Source organism: Pseudomonas gingeri (assembly GCF_013386115.1).
Taxonomy (GTDB): Bacteria; Pseudomonadota; Gammaproteobacteria; order Pseudomonadales; family Pseudomonadaceae; genus Aquipseudomonas; species Aquipseudomonas gingeri.
On record NZ_JACAOR010000011.1, the window covers coordinates 515,422 to 533,350 of the forward strand.

Genomic DNA, 17,929 nt, shown 5'->3' on the forward strand with positions numbered 1-17,929 from the left:
ACTTCACCCGCCGCGCAAATCGTCGATTTGCGCGAACGGCGAAGCCATGCCCGAAGAACAAGAAAAACACCCTACCTCTCGACACTGCCAGGAGCTAAAAAAATGAAAAAATCCCTGACTCATCTCATCACCGGCGTGGGCGTCGTCAGCAGCGGGATCCTCCCGTCGCTGGCCCATGCCGAGTTCATCAAGGACAGCAGCGGCGCGCTGGAATTGAAGAACTACTACTTCAACCGCGACTACCGTGAAGAAGCCTCGCAGTCGATGCGCAACGAATGGGCGCAAGGTTTCATTCTCGGCATCAAGTCCGGCTTCACCGAAGGCACCGTGGGTTTCGGCCTGGACCTGACCGGCATGCTCGGGGTCAAGCTCGACTCCAGCCCCGACCGTTCCGGCACCGGGCTGCTGCAGCGCGACAGCGACAAGCGCGCGTCCGACGAGTATTCCAAGCTGGGGGTGACCGCCAAGGCCCGTTTCGCCAAGAGCGAACTGCGCGTGGGCTACCTGGTCCCGGACCTGCCGACCCTGCAACCCAACACCAGCCGGCTGTTCCCGCAGTCGTTCAGCGGTACCCAGCTGATCTCCAATGACATCAGCAACCTCAAGCTGAGCCTCGGCCAACTGGACCAGGCCAAGGACCGCGACTCGACCAACTACGAAGACATGAAGCTGACCACCGTCAGCAAGGTCTACAAGAGCACGGCCCTGAGCGACAAGTTCCGCTTCGCCGGCGGCGACTACTCGCTGACCCCCAATACCCTGCTCAGCTACCACTACGCCGAGCTGGACAGCATCTACCACCAGCAATACGTGGGGTTCAAGAACAGTTTCGGCCTGGGGCCGGGCGCGCTGAAAACCGACATACGCTACTTCAAGGCCGACAAGGATGGCGCCGGCCTGGCCGGTGATGTCGACAACCGTGCCCTGAGTACGCGCCTGACCTACCAGTACAAGGGCCACAGCATCGGCGGCGGCTTCCAGCGGCAGTACGGCACCACGCCGTTCACCTACCTGGACGGCTCCATCACCTACCTGTTCACCGAGTACCAGTTCAGCAACTTCACCCAGACCCGGGAACAGGCCTGGCACGCCCGCTACGACTACAACTTCGCCGACATCGGCCTGCCGGGCCTGACCTTCGGCGCCAAGTACGCCAAGGGCGATTCGGCCGAAGTCCTCGGTTTCAACGGCGAAGGCCGTGAATGGGAACGTGACCTGGACATCGCCTACGTGGTGCAGACCGGTCCGTTCAAGGGCGTGTCGATGCGCTGGCGCAACGCCCTGGCCAAGGGCAACTACTTCAACGACGTCAACGAGAACCGCGTGCTGCTGGGTTACACCATCGCCCTCTGGTAACAGGGCCCGCCGATCACTCCCATGCGCATCGTGGGAGTGATCCCGGCGGGGGCGGTCGTGATCGGAACAACAGATCGAGATAGCCCTGGCCGCCCTTACTGGTGATCACCGCTGCTCGCTACTATTTCCACGGCATCCGTCACTCGAATATCGAGACTTCTGGTTTATGAAACTTAATCAACACCCCTTGCTGCAAGCGACACAGGGTACCCACAGGCACGTGGAGAGTGAGCATTACGGTGCACTGGGGGCCGCGCGGAAAATCTACATCCAGGCGGCGCTGCACGCCGACGAGACGCCGGCATTGCTAGTGGCCGCCCGGTTGCGTCGGCAACTGGCGGAGCTCGAAGACGCCAACCGCCTGAATGCCGAAATCGTCCTGGTGGCGGTGGCCAACCCGGCGGGCCTGAGCCAGTACATCATGGGTGCCCCGAGCGGGCGTTTCGAGCTGGGCAGCGGGCGCAATTACAACCGTGGTTTCCCGGTGCCCTACCAGGAGATCGCGGGCAAGATCGAGTCCCGGCTGGGCCAGGACATCGACGCCAACCGGCAACTGATTCGCCAGGCCTGGGGCGAGTGCCTGCGGGCCGCCGAGCCGATGGATGAGTTCCAGTCGTTGCAGCGCACCCTGATGCTGCTGGCCCATGATGCCGACATCGTGCTCGACCTGCATTGTTCCCGCGAAGCGGCCATGCACGTCTACACCGGGGAAACGGTGTGGCCGACGGTCGAACCCCTGGCCCGCTATATCGGCGCCGAGGTTTCCCTGCTGGCGACCGATTCCCAGGCCAACTCGTTCGACGAGGCGTTGTACCTGCTGTGGCTGAACCTGCGCGAGCGCTTCGGCGCGCGTTTCCCGATTCCCGACAGCAGCGTCGCGGTGACCATCGAACACCGCGGTCAGCGCGACGTGTCTTATGCCCTGGCCGAACACGATGCCACGGCGATCATCGATTACCTGACTCACCTGGGGGCTATCGAAGGCACCCCGCGACCGCTGCCGGAACTGCGCAACCCGGCCACGCCCCTGGCGGGCAGCGAGCAGTTCTATTCGCCCTGCGCCGGCGTGCTGGTCCACCGCGCCGCGGTTGGCAGTCGCATCGAAGCGGGCGAGCCGCTGTTCGATATCGTCGACCCGCACAGCGGCAAGGTCACCACCCTGAACAGCCACAACACCGGCGTGTTGTACATGCGTCGCGACGTTCGCTTCGTCAAGCCGGGCGATCCCCTGGGCCGGGTCTCCGGTGCCACGCCGATTCGCAGCGGCAAGTTGCTCAGCGCTTGATCCTCGAATAGCTGATCGTTCCCACGCTCCGCGTGGGAGTGCATCCCGTGACGCTCCGCGTCAACTCCAGGCGCACTTGAAGCGGGACGCGGAGCGTCCCGGGCGGCGCTCCCACGCAGAGCGTGGGAGCGATCCTTGAAACCATTCATTTTTTGTTATCTGGCAGGACTTTCCCATGCAACCGAATCCGGCGATCACCCTGGAAAAGCGCTTTTGCGCCCACAATTACTCACCCCTGGAAGTGGTCATCGTCCAGGGTGAAGGCGTCTGGGCCATCGGCGATGACGGCCGGCGCTACCTGGACATGATGTCGGCCTATTCCGCCGTCAGCCACGGCCATGCCCACCCGCGTATCCGTGCGGCGGCGATGGCGCAGATCGACAAGGTCAGCGTGGTCTCGCGGGCGTTCTACAGCGAGCCGCTGGGCAACTTCCTGCAGACCCTGTGCCGCATCAGCGGCTTCGATTCGGCCCTGCCGATGAACAGCGGTGCCGAAGCGGTGGAAACCGCGATCAAGGCGGCGCGCCGCTGGGGCTACCGGGTCAAGGGCATCGCGGCCAACCAGGCAAAGATCGTCGTTGCCGACAACAACTTCCATGGCCGCACCTCGACCATCGTCGGGTTCTCCTCGGAGCCGGCGTACAAGGCCGATTTCGGTCCGTTCTGCAACGGGTTCAGCGAAGCCCGCTTCGGTGATATCGAGAGCTTCCGCGCGGCCATTACCGCTGATACCTGTGCGGTGCTGATCGAGCCGATCCAGGGCGAGGCCGGGATTCGCCTGCCGCCCGCCGGTTTCCTGCGCGAGTTGCGCCAGCTGTGCGATGAAACCAACACCTTGCTGATCCTCGATGAGATCCAGTCGGGCCTGGGCCGGACCGGCAAGTGGTTCGCCTTCGAGCACGAAGGCATCCGCCCGGACGCGCTGATCCTCGGCAAGGCCCTGGGCGGCGGGATCATGCCGGTGTCGGCGTTCGTCGCCGATCACCCGATCATGGACCTGTTCGATGCCGGCAGCCACGGCTCCACGTTCGGCGGCAACCCGCTGGCGGCGGCCATCGGCCTGGAGGCGTTGAAGGTGCTGGAGGACGAGGGCCTGATCGACAATAGCGCGCAACTGGGCCGGTACCTGGTGGAGCGCCTGACCGCCCTTGGCTCGCCGGCCATTCGCGAGATCCGCGGGCGTGGCCTGTGGGTCGGGGTCGAGCTGGACCGCGATGCCCGGCCGATCTGCGAAGCGCTGCTGGCCGAGGGGGTGCTGACCAAGGAAACCCACGAAAACGTGCTGCGCATCGCGCCGCCGCTGTCCATCAGTCGCGAAGAACTGGACTGGGGCCTGGAGCGCATCGAGCGCGTGTTCAAACAACTGGTCTGACTTGAGTCCCCGTATGAGCGAATTTCTCAGCCACCTCGACATTGATCAGCAACGCTTCGCCTATCTCGACCTGCACAAGTTGCTGACGCCCGGGCAACTGGCACGGTTGCCGTATTCGCTGCGTATCCTCCTGGAAAACATCGCCCGCTGCGCGCCGGCGGCGCTGCCCGGGGTGCTGGCGCGGGCCACGGGGAACGGTGCCGATTGCGAGGTGCCGTTCCAGCCCAATCGGCTGATGTTCCATGACACCACCTGCCTGCCGGCCCTGGCGGATTTTGCCGGCATGCGCGACGTGGTAGCCGAGTTGGGTGGCGATCCGCGGGCGGTGAACCCGTCGATTCCGGCGGTGCTGACCATCGACCATTCGGTGATCGTCGAACACTACGCCGAGGCCGGCGCGGTGGAGGCCAACCTGGCGATCGATTTCCGTCGCAACAGCGAGCGCTATCGGTTTATCAAGTGGGCCCAGGCCAGCCTGGACAATTTCAAGGTGATTCCGCCGGGCACCGGGATCATTCACCAGATGAACATGGAGTCGATTGCCCAGGTGGTCTGGGAGTCGAGCATGGCCGACGGCCAGGTGCTGCTGCACCCGGACTGCATGGTCGCCACCGACAGCCACACGCCGATGATCAACGCCATCGGTGTGCTGGGCTGGGGCGTCGGCGGCCTGGAAGGGCAGGCGGCGATGCTCGGCGAACCGGTGCCGATTCCCTATCCACAGGTGGTGGGGATCCGGGTCAGCAATGCCTTGCGCCCCGGCGTCAGCGCCACCGATCTGGCATTGACCGTGACCGAGTTGCTGCGCCGGCGCAGCATGGTGGGCAAGTTCGTCGAGTTCACCGGGCCGGGCCTGGCGTCCCTCAGTTGGGCGGCACGGGGCACGGTCGCCAATATGGCGCCGGAGTACGGCGCCACCGTGGTGTTTTTCCCGTTCGATGACGAAACCCTGTCCTATCTCACCCTCAGCGCACGCCCGACCGCCCTGGTCAGCAAGGTGTCGGCGTATATGGCGGCGCAGTCGCTGTGGCGTCGGGAAAGCGATCCCGAGCCGCAGTTCGACGAGCTGATCGAGCTGGACCTGGCCACGGTCGAGCCCAGCGTCGCCGGCCCTCACCAGCCGCACCAGCGCCAGTCGCTGGCGACGGCGGCGGCCTCGTTTCACCAGCAGATCCCCACCGATACCGGGCAGCGCTTTTTCGAGCCGTCGTTCGATGTGCCCATCGGCCATGGCGCGGTGGTGATGTCGGCCATCACCAGTTGCACCAACACCGCCAACCCGGCGCAGATGATCCAGGCCGGCTTGCTGGCCCGCAATGCCCGGGCCCGTGGGGTGGGGCGCAAACCCTGGGTCAAGACATCCTTGTCTCCCGGCTCGCGGGTGGTCGCCGATTACCTGGAGGACGCCGACCTGCTACGGGATTTCGCCGCGGTCGGTTTTGAACTGACGGGCTTCGGCTGCATGACCTGCATCGGCAACTCCGGCAGCCTGGAAAGCCATGTGGAGGCCTTTGCCGACCAGGGCCTGAAAGGCGTGGTGGTGCTTTCGGGCAACCGCAATTTCGAAGGCCGGGTCAATCCCAGGGTCCCTGCCGGCTACCTGGCGTCGCCGGCGCTCTGCGTGGCCTATGCGATTGCCGGCAGCATCGATATCGACGTATCGAGCCAGCCACTGGCCGTGGATCGGGACGGCCGGCCGGTGTACCTGCACGAGCTGATGCCGGACGACGCCGAGGTGGCGGCGCTGGTGAGCAGGGTGGTACGGCCGTCGCTGTTCCGCCAGCGCCAGGAACTGCTCTGGCAGGGCACCCATCACTGGCAGGCCCTGGAAGCCGACGGCAGTGTGCAGTTCGCCTGGCAGCCGCAGTCCACCTACCTGCGTCGCCCGCAGTACCTGGCGGGAATCGGCGCCGAGCCCGCGGCCTCGCTGTCCATCGCCAATGCCCGCGCCCTGGTGGTACTGGGCGACAATGTCACCACCGACCATATCTCGCCGGCCGGGACCATCCCCGCCGAGAGTCTGGCCGGCCACTGGTTGCGCGAGCGCGGCGAAGCCCTGGCGGACCTCAACCAGTATTCGACCCGGCGCAGCAACCATGAGGTGATGGTGCGTGGCGCTTTCACCAATCCGCGCCTGAACAACCTGCTGGATACCGGCCAGCCGGCGCGCCAGGGCGTGTGGGCGTGGAATGCCGACCGCAGCGAATACCTGCCGCTGTACCAGGCGGCGCAGAGTTACATCGTCCGTGGCACGCCAACGGTACTGCTGGCCGGGATCAACTATGGCGCCGGTTCCAGCCGTGACTGGGCGGCCAAGGTGCTCAGCCTGCTGGGTATCAAGGTCGTCGTGGCGCGCAGCATCGAGCGTATTCACCGCAGCAACCTGATCGGCATGGGCGTGCTGCCGCTGGTGTTCAAGAGCGGCGCCGGGGCCATGGACCTGCGCCTGGACGGCAGCGAAGCCCTGACCTTCGAGGGCCTCGATCAACTGAGTGTGGGCGAGAACCCGATCACCCTGGTGATCCGGCGTGCGGACGGTACGCTTTGCTCCACGGAACTGCTGTTGCGCCTCGACTCGTTGCAGGAGCTTGGGTACCTTGAGCACGGCGGTGTATTGCCGTTTGTCGTGCGTAAAACCGTGAAGCGGACTCGCCAAGGAGTGTGATGTGCAGCCGATTGACCCCCAGGTACTGCAACAACTGGCCCCCGACGGTGTGTTGCGGGCCGCGATCAACTACGGCAACCCGGTGCTCGCCCAGCGTGGTGACGACGGCCGGCCCCGTGGCGTTTCCATGAGGCTGGCCGAGGCCCTGGCCGAAGAACTCGGCGTGACCCTGGAGACGCTCTGCTTCGAGGCGGCGGGCAAGGTCTTCGCTGCCTTGGCGCAGGACGCCTGGCGTGTGGCGTTCCTCGCCATCGAACCGGTGCGCGAGCGTGAGATCGCTTTCAGCGCACCCTATGTGATCATCAAGGGCACCTACCTGGTGGCGGCTGACGCGCCGTTCACCGAGGTGGCACAACTGGATGCTCCGGGGCGGCGGATCGCGGTGGGCCAGGGCGCGGCCTATGACCTCTACCTGAGCCGCACCGTGCAGCACGCCGAACTGGTGCGTGCGCCGACCTCGGCAGGTGCGGTGGATCTTTTCATCGAGCGGGGGCTGGACGCGGCGGCGGGTGTGCGTGACTACCTGCGCGGTTTGGTCGATGAGCGTTGGCGGTTGCTGGATGACGACTTCATGACCATTCGCCAGGCGGTGGCCGTGCCGGTGGCCCATCAGGCCGCGGCGGCGTTCGTCAGGTCCTTTGTCGAGCGGCAGAAGGCGAGCGGGGCGGTGGCAGAGGCGCTACTGGCCAGCGGACAGAGTGCCGAGCTGGTAGCGCCGCGGTGAGTGCCCGGCCCAGGTCCGGCAAGTACGGATCGCACTTGCCGAGGCAATCTCTGGATATGCGTTGTATAGAGAAAAGTTTCGGAAGTTATTAAGGATTGAGCGGCAACTGTTAAAAAGATTAAAGAATGTAAAAGTTTGTATAGTTGCATTTTTTAATAGCCGATTTGTTTGCGCTGACACTGGAGTTTATCGACCCTGGCGCGTCTATAATGCGCGCACTCTATATATCTGCAGATTGTCACTTATGGAAAGTTCGGCATTGAGCAAAGTGTTGCTCGTTGAAGATGACCTCAAGCTTGCGGCCCTGGTGGCGCAATTCCTGTCCCAGCACGGTTTCGACGTACGCACGGTACATCGCGGCGATGTGGCATTGGCGGCTTTCCAGGAGTTCAAGCCACGGATCGTGGTGCTCGACCTGATGCTGCCGGGGCAGAGCGGTTTGCAGGTGTGCCGGGACATTCGCGCCATTGCCGACACCCCCATCGTGATTCTCACGGCCAAGGAAGATGACCTCGACCATATCCTGGGCCTGGAATCCGGGGCCGACGACTATGTGATCAAGCCGATCAAGCCGCCCGTGCTGCTGGCGCGGTTGCGTGCCTTGCAACGTCGGCAGACGCCGGATGTCTCGGCGCGGGGCACTCTCGAATTCGGTCGCCTGAGCATCGACCGCAGTTGCCGCGAAGTACGCCTGGCCGGCGAGCTGATCGAACTGACCACCATGGAGTTCGAACTGCTCTGGCTGCTGGCCAATGCCGCCGGGGAAATCCTTTCCCGCGATGACATTCTCAACCGGATTCGGGGCATTGCCTTCGATGGCCTGAACCGCAGCGTCGATGTCTATGTCAGCAAGCTGCGCAACAAGTTGCATGACAATCCCCGCGAACCGGTGTGCATCAAGACCATCTGGGGCAAGGGCTACCTGTTCAATCCGTTCGGTTGGGAGTTGTAGATGCTGCGCCTGTTCCTGCGTCTGTACATTTTCCTGGCGCTGGGTTTCGGTGGCGCTATCTATACGGTCAACTACGTCTTCACCGAGTTGCTCAACGGCCCGACCGAGGCCCTCAACCGTGAGTCGGTGCGGGGCCAGGCCTATGCCCTGGTCAAGGACCTGCGGCCTCTCGACAAGGCCGGTCGCGAGCGGCAATTGCTGGAGTGGAAGCCGCATTACGGGTTGAGCCTGAGCCTGGTGGAGACCGATACCCTGGATCTCACCGAGCGGGAGAAGAAACTGCTGGCCAGCAACCAGCTGGTGGTCCGTGAGCAGTTCACCGAGTACATCACGCGGATCGACGACGGCCCGCAACTGCTGAGCATCAAGCTGCCGCCCGAACCGAGCATGACGGTGCCCTATACCATCGCGGCCTACCTGATGCTCGGGGTCCTGGTGGGGATCGTGCTGTTCTTCTGGGTGCGTCCGCACTGGCGCGACCTTGAACGGCTGCGCCTGGCAGCCCAGCGTTTCGGCAACAATGACCTGAGCGCGCGGCTGCATCTGCCCCGGCGTTCGAACATCTACGAACTGGCCGAGCATTTCAACCAGATGGCCGCGCGTATCGAGGGTCTGATCGACAACCAGCGCGAGCTGACCAACGCGGTGTCCCATGAGCTGCGCACGCCCATCGCGCGGTTGTCGTTCGAGCTGGACCAACTGCGCCAGCATATCGATCCGCAGGTCAGTGGCGAACTGATCAGCGACATGCACGCCGACCTGGGCGAGCTGGAGGACATGGTTTCCGAACTGCTGACCTACGCCAGCCTGGAACACGGTGCCGGGGAGAACCGCCGCGAGATCATCGAGGCCCACAGCTGGCTCGACAGCGTGGTGGGCAGCGTGGCCCTGGAAGCGGAGGCCGCTGGCGTGCAACTGACCATTGCCGCCTGCGAAGTCGAGAGCGTGTGCATCGAGCCGCGTTTCATGGCCCGGGCGGTGATCAACCTGCTGCGCAATGCCATTCGTTATGCCGAAGGGCGGGTGCAGGTATCGTTGACGCGTCATGAAGACCATTACCAGGTGCTGGTCTGTGACGACGGCCCCGGTGTGCCGGCGGAGGGCCGGCTGAAGATCTTCGAGCCGTTCCTGCGCCTGGATGCCAGTCGCGACCGTCGCACCGGCGGCTTCGGCCTCGGGCTGGCGCTGGTGCGGCGGGTTTCGCAATGGCATGGCGGCCACGTCGAGGTGCGCGATTCGCAGTGGGGTGGAGCCTCGTTCCGCCTGACCTGGATGCATGTGGAACAGGCCCGCTGACGGTCGCTTCGACAACATCGCAACCCCGTAGGAGCCGGCTTGCCGGCGATGAGGCCAGTAAGCCTTGCATCGTCTGATCGGCCGCTATCGCCAGCAAGCCGGCTCCTACGGTGAGCGCGTCCGGAAGGTAGGGGCCAGCGGGCCCATCAATCGCGCCACCGATATCAGAAAATCAGGCTGGGAGAGGATTCGGAGGCACGTTTGAAGCGGTAGCCCAGGGCGCTGATGCCCAGCACCTGGCGGCTGACGGTGTCGCCCAGGCCCAGGCCGTTGCCGGCCAGGACCGCGTGGGCGTTGTCGATGGGGGTGAGGATGAATTCCGTCAGTTCCTGCTCGTTGATCCGCCCGCGCAGCAGCAGGAAGCCGTCCTCGACCCGGATACTCACGCCGCTCAGGGCCGCCTCGGGCTCGTCGGAATTGATCACCTGGTACTCGCCCACGGTGTTCAGCCAGCCCCTGGGCAGGGGCACCGGCTCGATGCGCTCGCCGAGGGGCATCAATTGCCCGTGGCTGCGGGCGGTGAGGATCTGCCGGCCCTGGACCGTGGTGACATCCATCTGCAGGCGGCCGAGTTCGCCGAGGTCCACCGGCCAGAAACCCAGCAGTTTTTTCTCGGCGCGCAGCCAGCCCTGTTCATCGCGCAGCAACTCGAAGCGGTTGCCGGCCAGGTCGGCGTACAACCGCTGGCGTTCCTGCCGGATCCGCAGGACCCCGGACGGCGTGGCATAGAATCCCTCCAGCCGTTGCCGGTCGATATCGCTGGGGACCGTGCGAGTGCCGGCGGCCACCGTCGCTTCTTCCTCGCAGGCTTCGGTGCAGGCGCTTTGCCCGGCATGGGCCTGGAGCATCATGCGCAGCGAGCGGGTGGTCAGGGAGGCGACCAGTTCGCTGCTGGTGTCGGAATTGGCCATGACGATCACGGCCAGTTGCTGGTCGGGCAGCAGGCTGATCTGCGCGACGAAATCGCCGCTGGCGCCGCTGTGCTGGAACGTGCGTACGCCGGGGCCGACCGGCTCGTCGCCGCAGGGTGCGAGGAACCAGCCGAGGCCCATCTGGCAGTCGAAGTCCAGGGCGTTGCCACGGTTTTGCTGGCGGAACATTTCCTGCACCGATTGCGCCTCCAGGATCCGTCGGCCCTTGTAGGTGCCGTCGGCGAACAGCATCTGCACGTAGTGGCTCAGATCGCGGGGACTGGCCCAGAGGCCGCCGGCGGAGAGGTCGCGGATTTCCGTGTCGGGTCGCGGCGAGCCGTTTTGATAACCCTGGGCCCGGAACGGCTGGCGGTCGCCATCGCCGATAAAGCTCGACTGGGTCATTTCCAGCGGCTTGAGCAGGGTTTTCTGCAACTGGTTCTCGAAGCTTTCGCCGCTGCTGCGTTCGATAGCGGCACCCGCCAGGGCATAACCGAGGTTCGAGTAGGCCACCTGGCGGCCGGGCGGGTTGCTCAGCCAGAGGCCCGAGACCCGTTGCGGCAACTGGTCGAGGGCCGACGGCGTGCGCAGGTCGCGCAGGTATTCTCCGGGCAGGCCGGACTGATGGCTGAGCAGGCGGCGCAGGGTCACGGCCTTGTCCGCGTCCTGCTGGCGTTCGTGAAAGCGCGAGCGGACGTAGAACTCCTTGAGGGTGTCCTGCAGCGGCGCATCCAGGCTCAGCCGGCGCTGTTCGACCAGTTGCAGGGCCGCCGTGGCGGTCAGCAATTTGGAGAGGGAGCCGGCGCGAAACGCGGTGTGATCGGTGACCCGCACGCCGTCTTCCTTGTCGGCATAACCGAAGCCCCGGGCCCAGATCAGCTCCTGGCCGGCGACCAGGGCAATGGACAGCCCCGGGACCTTGCGCTCGGCCATTTCCTCGGGGATCTGCGTCTGCAGGTAACGGATGATGCTGCTGTAGTCACCCTTTTCCAGGATCGGTGTCGGCGCCGGTGGCTGGCCGTTGCACCCCATGCTGCCCAACAGGAAGCTGATCAGGGGAAGCGTGCGGAGCGAGCGGAGCATGGGACACCCGGAAGCAATGAGAATAATCCCATCCTAGGGCCGGGGGCGGTGGCGGTCTTTGAGTGCTTTGTCGGGAAACTGTCAAAGAGTGTTAAGTGGCTGGCGAGGCCTCGACTGTCCAGCCAGTCCTGCCCGGGCAGGTGTCATGTCTGTTGATCTAAGCCATACCCTTACGTCCGGTTGCGTATAGGCTGATGGATTATTGGACGTGGTTCTCAATAAAACCGCGGGCATACACGTCTTTTATGAAAGTTATGGCATCATGCCACTAATCTTTTCCCTGATATTCCATACGATGAGCACCGGCCTGTGTCAGTGATTCCCCTACTTGTCTGTGACGACTCCAGCATGGCGCGCAAGCAGGTGCTGCGCGCGCTGCCGGCAGACTGGTCGGTGTCGATCACCGAGGCCAGTGACGGCCGCCAGGGGCTGGAGGCGATACGCCAGGGGTTGGGGCAGGTGGTGCTGCTTGACCTGACCATGCCGGAAATGGACGGCTACCAGGTCCTGGCTGCCATGCGCGCCGAAGGACTGACCGCCCAGGTCATCGTGATTTCCGGGGATGTCCAGGAAGAAGCGGTACGTCGGGTCCGGGCCCTGGGCGCCCTGGCTTTCCTGAAGAAGCCCTTCGACGAAAGTGAGCTGCGCCATACCCTGGGCGAGTTGGGCCTGTTGGGCGCGCCGGGCCAGGCCCTGGCCGCACCGCGCCAGGCACCGAGCGTGGAAATCAGTTTTCGCGACGCCTTTCGCGAAACGGTCAACGTCGCCATCGGCCGTGCCGCCGCGCTGATTGCCAAGGTCCTCGGGGTATTCGTGCAACTGCCGGTGCCCAATGTGAATATCCTCGAAGTCGGCGAGTTGCACATGGCGTTGATGGATGCCGGCAGTTGCCAGCAGCTCACCGCCATCTGCCAGGGTTTTATCGGCAGCGGCATCGCCGGTGAAGCGCTGCTGATGTTCCATGACTCGGAAATCGCCGACATGGCCGAGCTGATGAAGCGCCAGGGGCCCGAGTACTCGGACCTGGAGATGCTGCTGGACCTGTCGAGCGTGCTGATCGGCGCCTGCCTGAGCAGCATCGCCGAGCAGATCGACGTGGTGTTTTCCCAGGGCCACCCGCAGATCCTCGGGCAGCACGCGGCCATCGACGACCTGATCCGGGTCAACCGGCAGCGCTGGAAAAAGACCCTGGCGGTGGAGATCAGCTACAGCCTGGAAGGGCACGATATCCACTTTGACCTGCTGTTGCTGTTCACGGAAGATTCGATCGAGCGGTTGACCCATAAACTCGCCTACCTGATGAACTGAGCCATGAACGATCACATCGATCTGAACGAGTTCCACTGGTTGCTGGCGATCGTCCAGAGCATCGATGTCGGTGTGGTGGTACTCGATCGCGACTACTGCGTGCAGGTCTGGAACACCTTCATGGAGAACCGCTCCGGGGTGCAGCCCAAGGACGCGAACAACCAGTCCTTCTTCGATCTGTTTCCCGATGTCGACCGCGAATGGTTCAGCCGCAAGGTGGAAAGTGTCGCGACCCTGGGCACCCCGGCGTTCACCATCTGGGAGCAGCGGCCTTACCTGGTGCGGTTCAAGAGCTACCAGCCGATCACCGGCCTGGAAGATTTCATGTACCAGAACACCACGTTGCTGCCGTTGCGCTCCACCGACAGCGAGATCCGCCATATCTGCCTGGTGATCTACGACGTGACCGACGTGGCGACCAACCGCCACCAGCTCCAGGCCGCCAATGCGCAACTGCAGACCCTGTCGAGCACCGACCGCCTGACCGGCCTGTACAACCGTGGGCACTGGGAAGAAAGCCTGAAGGTCGCCCATGCCCGGCACCAGCGGCATGGCAATCCCACCAGCCTGGTGATGTTCGATATCGACCACTTCAAGCGGGTCAACGACACCTACGGGCACCAGGCCGGCGACAAGGTGATCGAGCAGGTGGCCCAGCTGGTCCGCGAGCATGTCCGTGACAGCGACGTGGCCGGGCGTTATGGCGGCGAAGAGTTTGGCGTGGTGCTGTCGGACACCGACAAGGCCGGTGGCCGGTTCTTTGCCGAACGCCTGCGCAAGGCGGTCGAAGCGCTGGAAGTGCTGCACGAAGGGCAGGTTATCCGCTTCACCATCAGCCTCGGCGTGGCGGACCTGAGTCGCCCGTCGGTCACCCACGCCGACCTGATCGCCTGGGCGGACCAGGCGCTGTACACGTCGAAGAAGTCCGGGCGCAATTGCGTGACGGTGTACGAATAGTCAGGTGCCAGGCGCGCGCCCGGATCGTCAGACCCGGAAGCGCTTGACCAGCAGCCCCAATTCCCGCGACAACTGATCCAGCTCGACGCACATCTGGTTGTTGCGGGTGGTGAGGGCCTGGGTGTCGTTGATGTGCTGGCTGATCTGCGACAGGCTCTGGTTGACCTCCGCACCGATACTCGACTGCTCTTCCGCGGCGGTTGCAATCTGGTTGTTCATGCCATTGATCTCGGATACCGCGTTGCTCACCTGAGCCAGGATCTGGCCGGTGCCGTTGACCTTGGTCACCGCCACTTCGCTGCCATCGAGACTGCTCTGCATGGTGCTGACCGCTGCCCGGGCGCCCTGTTGCAGTTGGCTGATCTTGCCCTGGATTTCCTGGGTGCTTTGCTGGGTGCGCTGGGCCAGCGAGCGGACCTCATCGGCCACCACGGCAAAACCGCGGCCCTGTTCGCCCGCGCGGGCGGCCTCGATGGCGGCGTTGAGGGCCAGCAGATTGGTCTGCTCGGCAATGCCACGGATCACATCGAGGATGGAACCGATGGACTCCACGTCGCTGCCCAGGGTCCGGATATCCTGGGCGGCTTTTTCGATATCCCGGGCCAGGCCGCCGATGGCATTGACGGTGTCGTTCACGTTGGTCTGCATGGCCTGGGCCTGCTCATCGGTATCGCGGGTCGCCTGGGCCGCGCTTTGTGCCGACTCCGCCACGTTATGGGTGGCCAGGGCCATCTGCTCCATGGCGTGGGTGACCTGCTCGGCATCGCGGGTCTGGCGTGTCAACGCGTCGGAGGCATGCTGGGCGCTCTGCTTGAGCTGCTCGTTGCGCTCCTGCAATTGCTGGGCGCAGCGGGCCAGGTCGAGCACCATATGGCGGATCTTGCCCGCGAACTGGTTGAAGGCGCTGGCGAGATCGGCGGTTTCCTGGTTGCCATCCACGGGCAACTGGCGGGTCAGGTCGCCGTCTTCGCTGGCCAGGTCCTGCAGGCTACGCGTCAGCAGTCCGAGTGGCCTGACAATGGAACGGGCCACATAGGCGGCGACCATGCTCAGCACGATCAGCAACACCAGCATGATGCCCCATTGTTTCCAGCGCAGGGCCTCCATGGTCTGCTGCTGGTGTTGCGTCTGTTCGGCGATCAGGGCGTCAAGGCCGTCGACATAAAAGCCGGCGCCGACGGTCCAGTTCCATTTCTCCAGGTAGATGCTGTAGGACAGCTTGGGGTAGGCGGTGCTGTCATTGCCGGGCTTGGGATAGTAATAGGTCACGAAATCGCCGCCTCGTTTGGCGGCGCCGATCAGTTCGCGGATCAGGTAGGTGCCGTGGCTGTCCTTCAGGTCCCAGAAGTTTTTCCCCTCGTCCTTGCCGGCCAGGAAAATCCGGTCGCCCTTGTCGCTGTAGCCGAAGAAATAACCGTCCTGTCCGTAGTGCAGTTCGCGCAGGCGCCGCTTGGCTTCCTCCTGGGTGGCCGGAGCCATGGCGTCGGCCCCGTCATAGAGTGGCTTGATGGTGCTGTAGGCCAGGTCGAGGTAGTGCACCAACTCGTCCTTGCGGGTCTTGAGCAGGGTCTGGCGCGTCTCCTCGATGCTTCGTTCGCCCATGGCCTGCTGCTCGGAAAAAGCCAGCAACTGAATGATCAAGGCCAGCAAAAGGGCAGGAATGACGGCCAGCAGCAGAACCTTGTTGCGTATTTTCCACTTCATGGGAAGTCCCGGGTCGGAGAGGAATCTTATTGTGTTTTTCCTGTATCGACCCGCAGGCGCGATTGTTCAGGTCTGCCCGTCGTTTTTTTCAGCGATGCCGGTACTGGCCGCAGGTTTGGCCCGGTTACGAGCGGTCCGCCAGCAGCTCATCGATCACCCCCATGAAGGCTTCCACCAGCAGGCTGCGACCTTGCGCCCGTGTCAGCACCAGCAGCGGGGCGCAGGCTCCAGGGTCGGCCAGCGGGCGGTAGGTCACGCCTTTTTTCGCCAGGGCCTGGGCACAGGCGGGTACCAGCGCGACGCCCTGGCCGGCGGCCACCAGGGCGATGATCGAGGTGATCTGGCGTCCGGCCGGGCCCGGTCGCAAGGGCACGTCATGGCGTTGGTAGAGCTGCTCGATGGTGCCGTTGAGGCCCGAGCCGTAATCGGCCGGAAACAGGATCAGCGGGTAGGCGCCGAGCTGTTCCAGGCTGACTTCGGCCTGGCCGGCCAGCGGGTTGTCGCTGGGCAGGGCGGCCACCAGCGGTTCGTCGCCGAGGGACAGCGATTGCAGCCCGCCCTGGCCGTCGGGCGGTTGCTTGCGGCTCATGCCGATATCCAGGCGGCCATCGGCGATCTGCGACCACTGGCCGCCGGAAGAGCCTTCGAGCAAGGTCAATTGCACGTCCGGAAAGCGCTGGGCAAACACCTGGATGGCCTGGCTGAAGATATCCGACAGGGCAATCGAGCTGGCGTAGCCGAGGGCCAGCTGGCCGGCCAGGCCCGTGGCCAGCTTGCCGGCAATCACCTCGGCGAGGTCGATCTGCTCCAGCGCGGCGCGGGCGTAGGGCAGGAAGTGCCGGCCCTGGGGCGTGAGCGTCACCGTGCGGCTGGTGCGGTCGAACAGACGAAATCCCAGTTCGCTCTCCAGCGCGGAGATCTGCCGGGTCAGCGGCGGCTGGGCGAGATGCAGGCGCAGCGCCGCGCGACCGAAATGCAGCTCTTCGGCGACGGTCAGGAAGTAACGCAATCTACGTAGATCGAGCATCCGGGTCCTTGGGTATTGATCGGTCCGAATTCGGTATTGGTCTTCGGTGAGCTGCCTATCTTATAAAGTCCTCACGGTATAAAACGAGAGCTCCGATGAATTCGCGCCAATTGTCCGCCCGCGTTGCGCTGTTTCTTTGCGGTTGCGCGGCCTTTCTCCACTTGTACGCGACCCAGAGCATCCTCCAGGTGTTTGCCGCGGATTTCCAGGTCAGCGCCCGCCAGGCCGGCTGGAGCATCACCGTGACCACGCTGGCGGTGGCGATCACCGCGCCCTTTGTCAGCCGCCTGGCGGGTCGCTTCGAGCAACGCCTGGTGATTGTCGTCGCGGCCCTGCTGCTGTGTGTGCCGGCCTGGTTCGCGGCCCGTGCCCACAGCCTCGGCGAGTTGCTGGCCTGGCGGTTTATCGAGGGGATGTTGATTCCCCTGGTGTTCGCCACCAGCGTGGCCTATATCGGCGAGCGCTGGCGTGGCGGCATGGTCACCGAAGTCACCAGCCTGTATGTCGCCGGCACCGTGCTGGGCGGTTTTGCCGGGCGTTTTGTCACCGGGGTGATGAGCGAATATGTGGGCTGGCGCGAAGGCTTCGAGTTGCTGGCGGGGATCAGCCTGCTGGTTGCCCTGGCCATTCATTGTCTGCTGCCGGCCAATCCGCGGTCGCTGGCGCCGGTGGTGCGCAACCGTCTGCTGGCCCTGCGCGAGCTGCGCAGCAAGCCTTTGCTGGCGGCCTATGGCGTCGGTTTCTGTGTGCTGTTTTCGCAGGTGGCGACCTTCACCTACGCCGGCTTGTACCTCGGCCAGTCGCCCTTCGAGCTGGGTAGCGCGGCGCTGGGGACGATCTACATGGTGTTCCTGCTGGCGCTGGTGGTGATCCCCGTCGCCGGACGCCTGAGCAAGTCCCGCCCGCAATCGGAGTTGCTGGTGGGCGCGGCGGTGCTCGGGGTCAGCGGTTCGGCGCTGACGCTGTTGCCTTCGTTGTGGCTGATCGTGCCTGGATTGGCCCTGAGTTCCACCGGGGTGTTTCTCGCCCAGGCGGCCGCCAATGCCTTTATCACGTCCACCGCTCGCCATGACAAGGCCGGCGCGGTCGGCCTGTACCTGACCGGTTACTACCTGGGCGGCAGCTGCGGCGCCATCGTGCCGGCGCTGGTCTGGAACCCATGGGGCTGGCCGGGCTGCGTGGCGCTGATCGTCGGCTTTCAACTGCTGTCGTTGCTGATCGCCCTGGTCGGCTGGAAACCACCCCGGAACGCGGCTTCGGTCGTCGGGCTCGGCTGAGTCCGGCTTGTT

General features: G+C 64.4%; 13 protein-coding genes and 1 pseudogene. 10 read left to right on the forward strand and 4 right to left on the reverse strand.

The window, feature by feature from the left end; genetic code table 11:
* Positions 1–102 precede the first annotated feature (102 nt).
* The 7 genes from HX881_RS23420 to HX881_RS23450 all read left to right on the forward strand — a co-directional run bounded on the left by HX881_RS23420 (position 103) and on the right by HX881_RS23450 (position 9,650).
* Positions 103–1,356: an OprD family porin gene (locus tag HX881_RS23420; RefSeq protein WP_103032619.1), complete on the forward strand. Its 1,254-nt coding sequence runs from the start codon at positions 103–105 to the stop codon at positions 1,354–1,356.
* Between the two features lie 166 nt (positions 1,357–1,522).
* Positions 1,523–2,641 carry a succinylglutamate desuccinylase/aspartoacylase family protein gene (locus HX881_RS23425; RefSeq protein ID WP_177086840.1) on the forward strand — a complete coding sequence of 373 codons (1,119 nt, stop codon included), beginning with the start codon at positions 1,523–1,525 and terminating at the stop codon, positions 2,639–2,641.
* Between the two features lie 175 nt (positions 2,642–2,816).
* Positions 2,817–4,013, forward strand: coding sequence for an ornithine--oxo-acid transaminase (gene rocD, locus HX881_RS23430; RefSeq protein WP_017124707.1), 1,197 nt, complete (start codon positions 2,817–2,819; stop codon positions 4,011–4,013).
* A 13-nt stretch (positions 4,014–4,026) separates the two neighbouring features.
* On the forward strand, positions 4,027–6,678 hold the full coding sequence (gene acnA, locus HX881_RS23435; protein ID WP_177086842.1) for an aconitate hydratase AcnA: 2,652 nt from the start codon (positions 4,027–4,029) through the stop codon (positions 6,676–6,678).
* 1 nt (position 6,679) lies between these two features.
* A complete protein-coding gene (locus HX881_RS23440; protein ID WP_177086844.1) occupies positions 6,680–7,402 on the forward strand; it encodes a transporter substrate-binding domain-containing protein in 723 nt (240 codons plus the stop codon).
* A 244-nt stretch (positions 7,403–7,646) separates the two neighbouring features.
* The gene (locus tag HX881_RS23445) at positions 7,647–8,354 is read left to right on the forward strand and encodes a response regulator (protein WP_042934701.1); all 708 of its coding nucleotides are present in this window, start codon (positions 7,647–7,649) and stop codon (positions 8,352–8,354) included.
* Positions 8,355–9,650, forward strand: coding sequence for an ATP-binding protein (locus HX881_RS23450; RefSeq protein WP_177086846.1), 1,296 nt, complete (start codon positions 8,355–8,357; stop codon positions 9,648–9,650). It begins immediately after the preceding gene.
* A gap of 164 nt (positions 9,651–9,814) precedes the next feature.
* Here HX881_RS23450 and HX881_RS23455 read toward each other — a convergent pair whose 3' ends face one another.
* A complete protein-coding gene (locus tag HX881_RS23455; protein WP_103032725.1) occupies positions 9,815–11,644 on the reverse strand; it encodes a serine hydrolase domain-containing protein in 1,830 nt (609 codons plus the stop codon).
* Positions 11,645–11,953: 309 nt separating this feature from the next.
* Here HX881_RS23455 and HX881_RS23460 point away from each other — a divergent pair, with 309 nt between their 5' ends.
* On the forward strand, positions 11,954–12,952 hold the full coding sequence (locus HX881_RS23460) for a response regulator (protein WP_177086848.1): 999 nt from the start codon (positions 11,954–11,956) through the stop codon (positions 12,950–12,952).
* Positions 12,953–12,955: 3 nt separating this feature from the next.
* Entirely contained in the window at positions 12,956–13,909 is a 954-nt protein-coding gene (locus HX881_RS23465) for a sensor domain-containing diguanylate cyclase (RefSeq protein ID WP_177086850.1), read from the forward strand.
* Positions 13,910–13,936: 27 nt separating this feature from the next.
* On the opposite strand, the gene HX881_RS33310 is transcribed toward HX881_RS23465, so the two are convergent.
* The 3 genes and pseudogenes from HX881_RS33310 to HX881_RS23475 form a co-directional block, all read right to left on the reverse strand.
* Positions 13,937–14,779 (reverse strand): methyl-accepting chemotaxis protein, encoded by an 843-nt coding sequence (locus HX881_RS33310; RefSeq protein ID WP_370590978.1) that lies wholly within the window; start codon positions 14,777–14,779, stop codon positions 13,937–13,939.
* Between the two features lie 15 nt (positions 14,780–14,794).
* Positions 14,795–15,613: pseudogene (locus HX881_RS33315) on the reverse strand (cache domain-containing protein); the annotation flags it as partial.
* 124 nt (positions 15,614–15,737) lie between these two features.
* Positions 15,738–16,640 (reverse strand): LysR family transcriptional regulator, encoded by a 903-nt coding sequence (locus HX881_RS23475; protein ID WP_177086852.1) that lies wholly within the window; start codon positions 16,638–16,640, stop codon positions 15,738–15,740.
* Positions 16,641–16,735: 95 nt separating this feature from the next.
* On the opposite strand from HX881_RS23475, the gene HX881_RS23480 reads away from it, so the two are divergent.
* Positions 16,736–17,917 carry an MFS transporter gene (locus HX881_RS23480; protein WP_177086854.1) on the forward strand — a complete coding sequence of 394 codons (1,182 nt, stop codon included), beginning with the start codon at positions 16,736–16,738 and terminating at the stop codon, positions 17,915–17,917.
* The last annotated feature ends 12 nt before the right edge of the window (positions 17,918–17,929 follow it).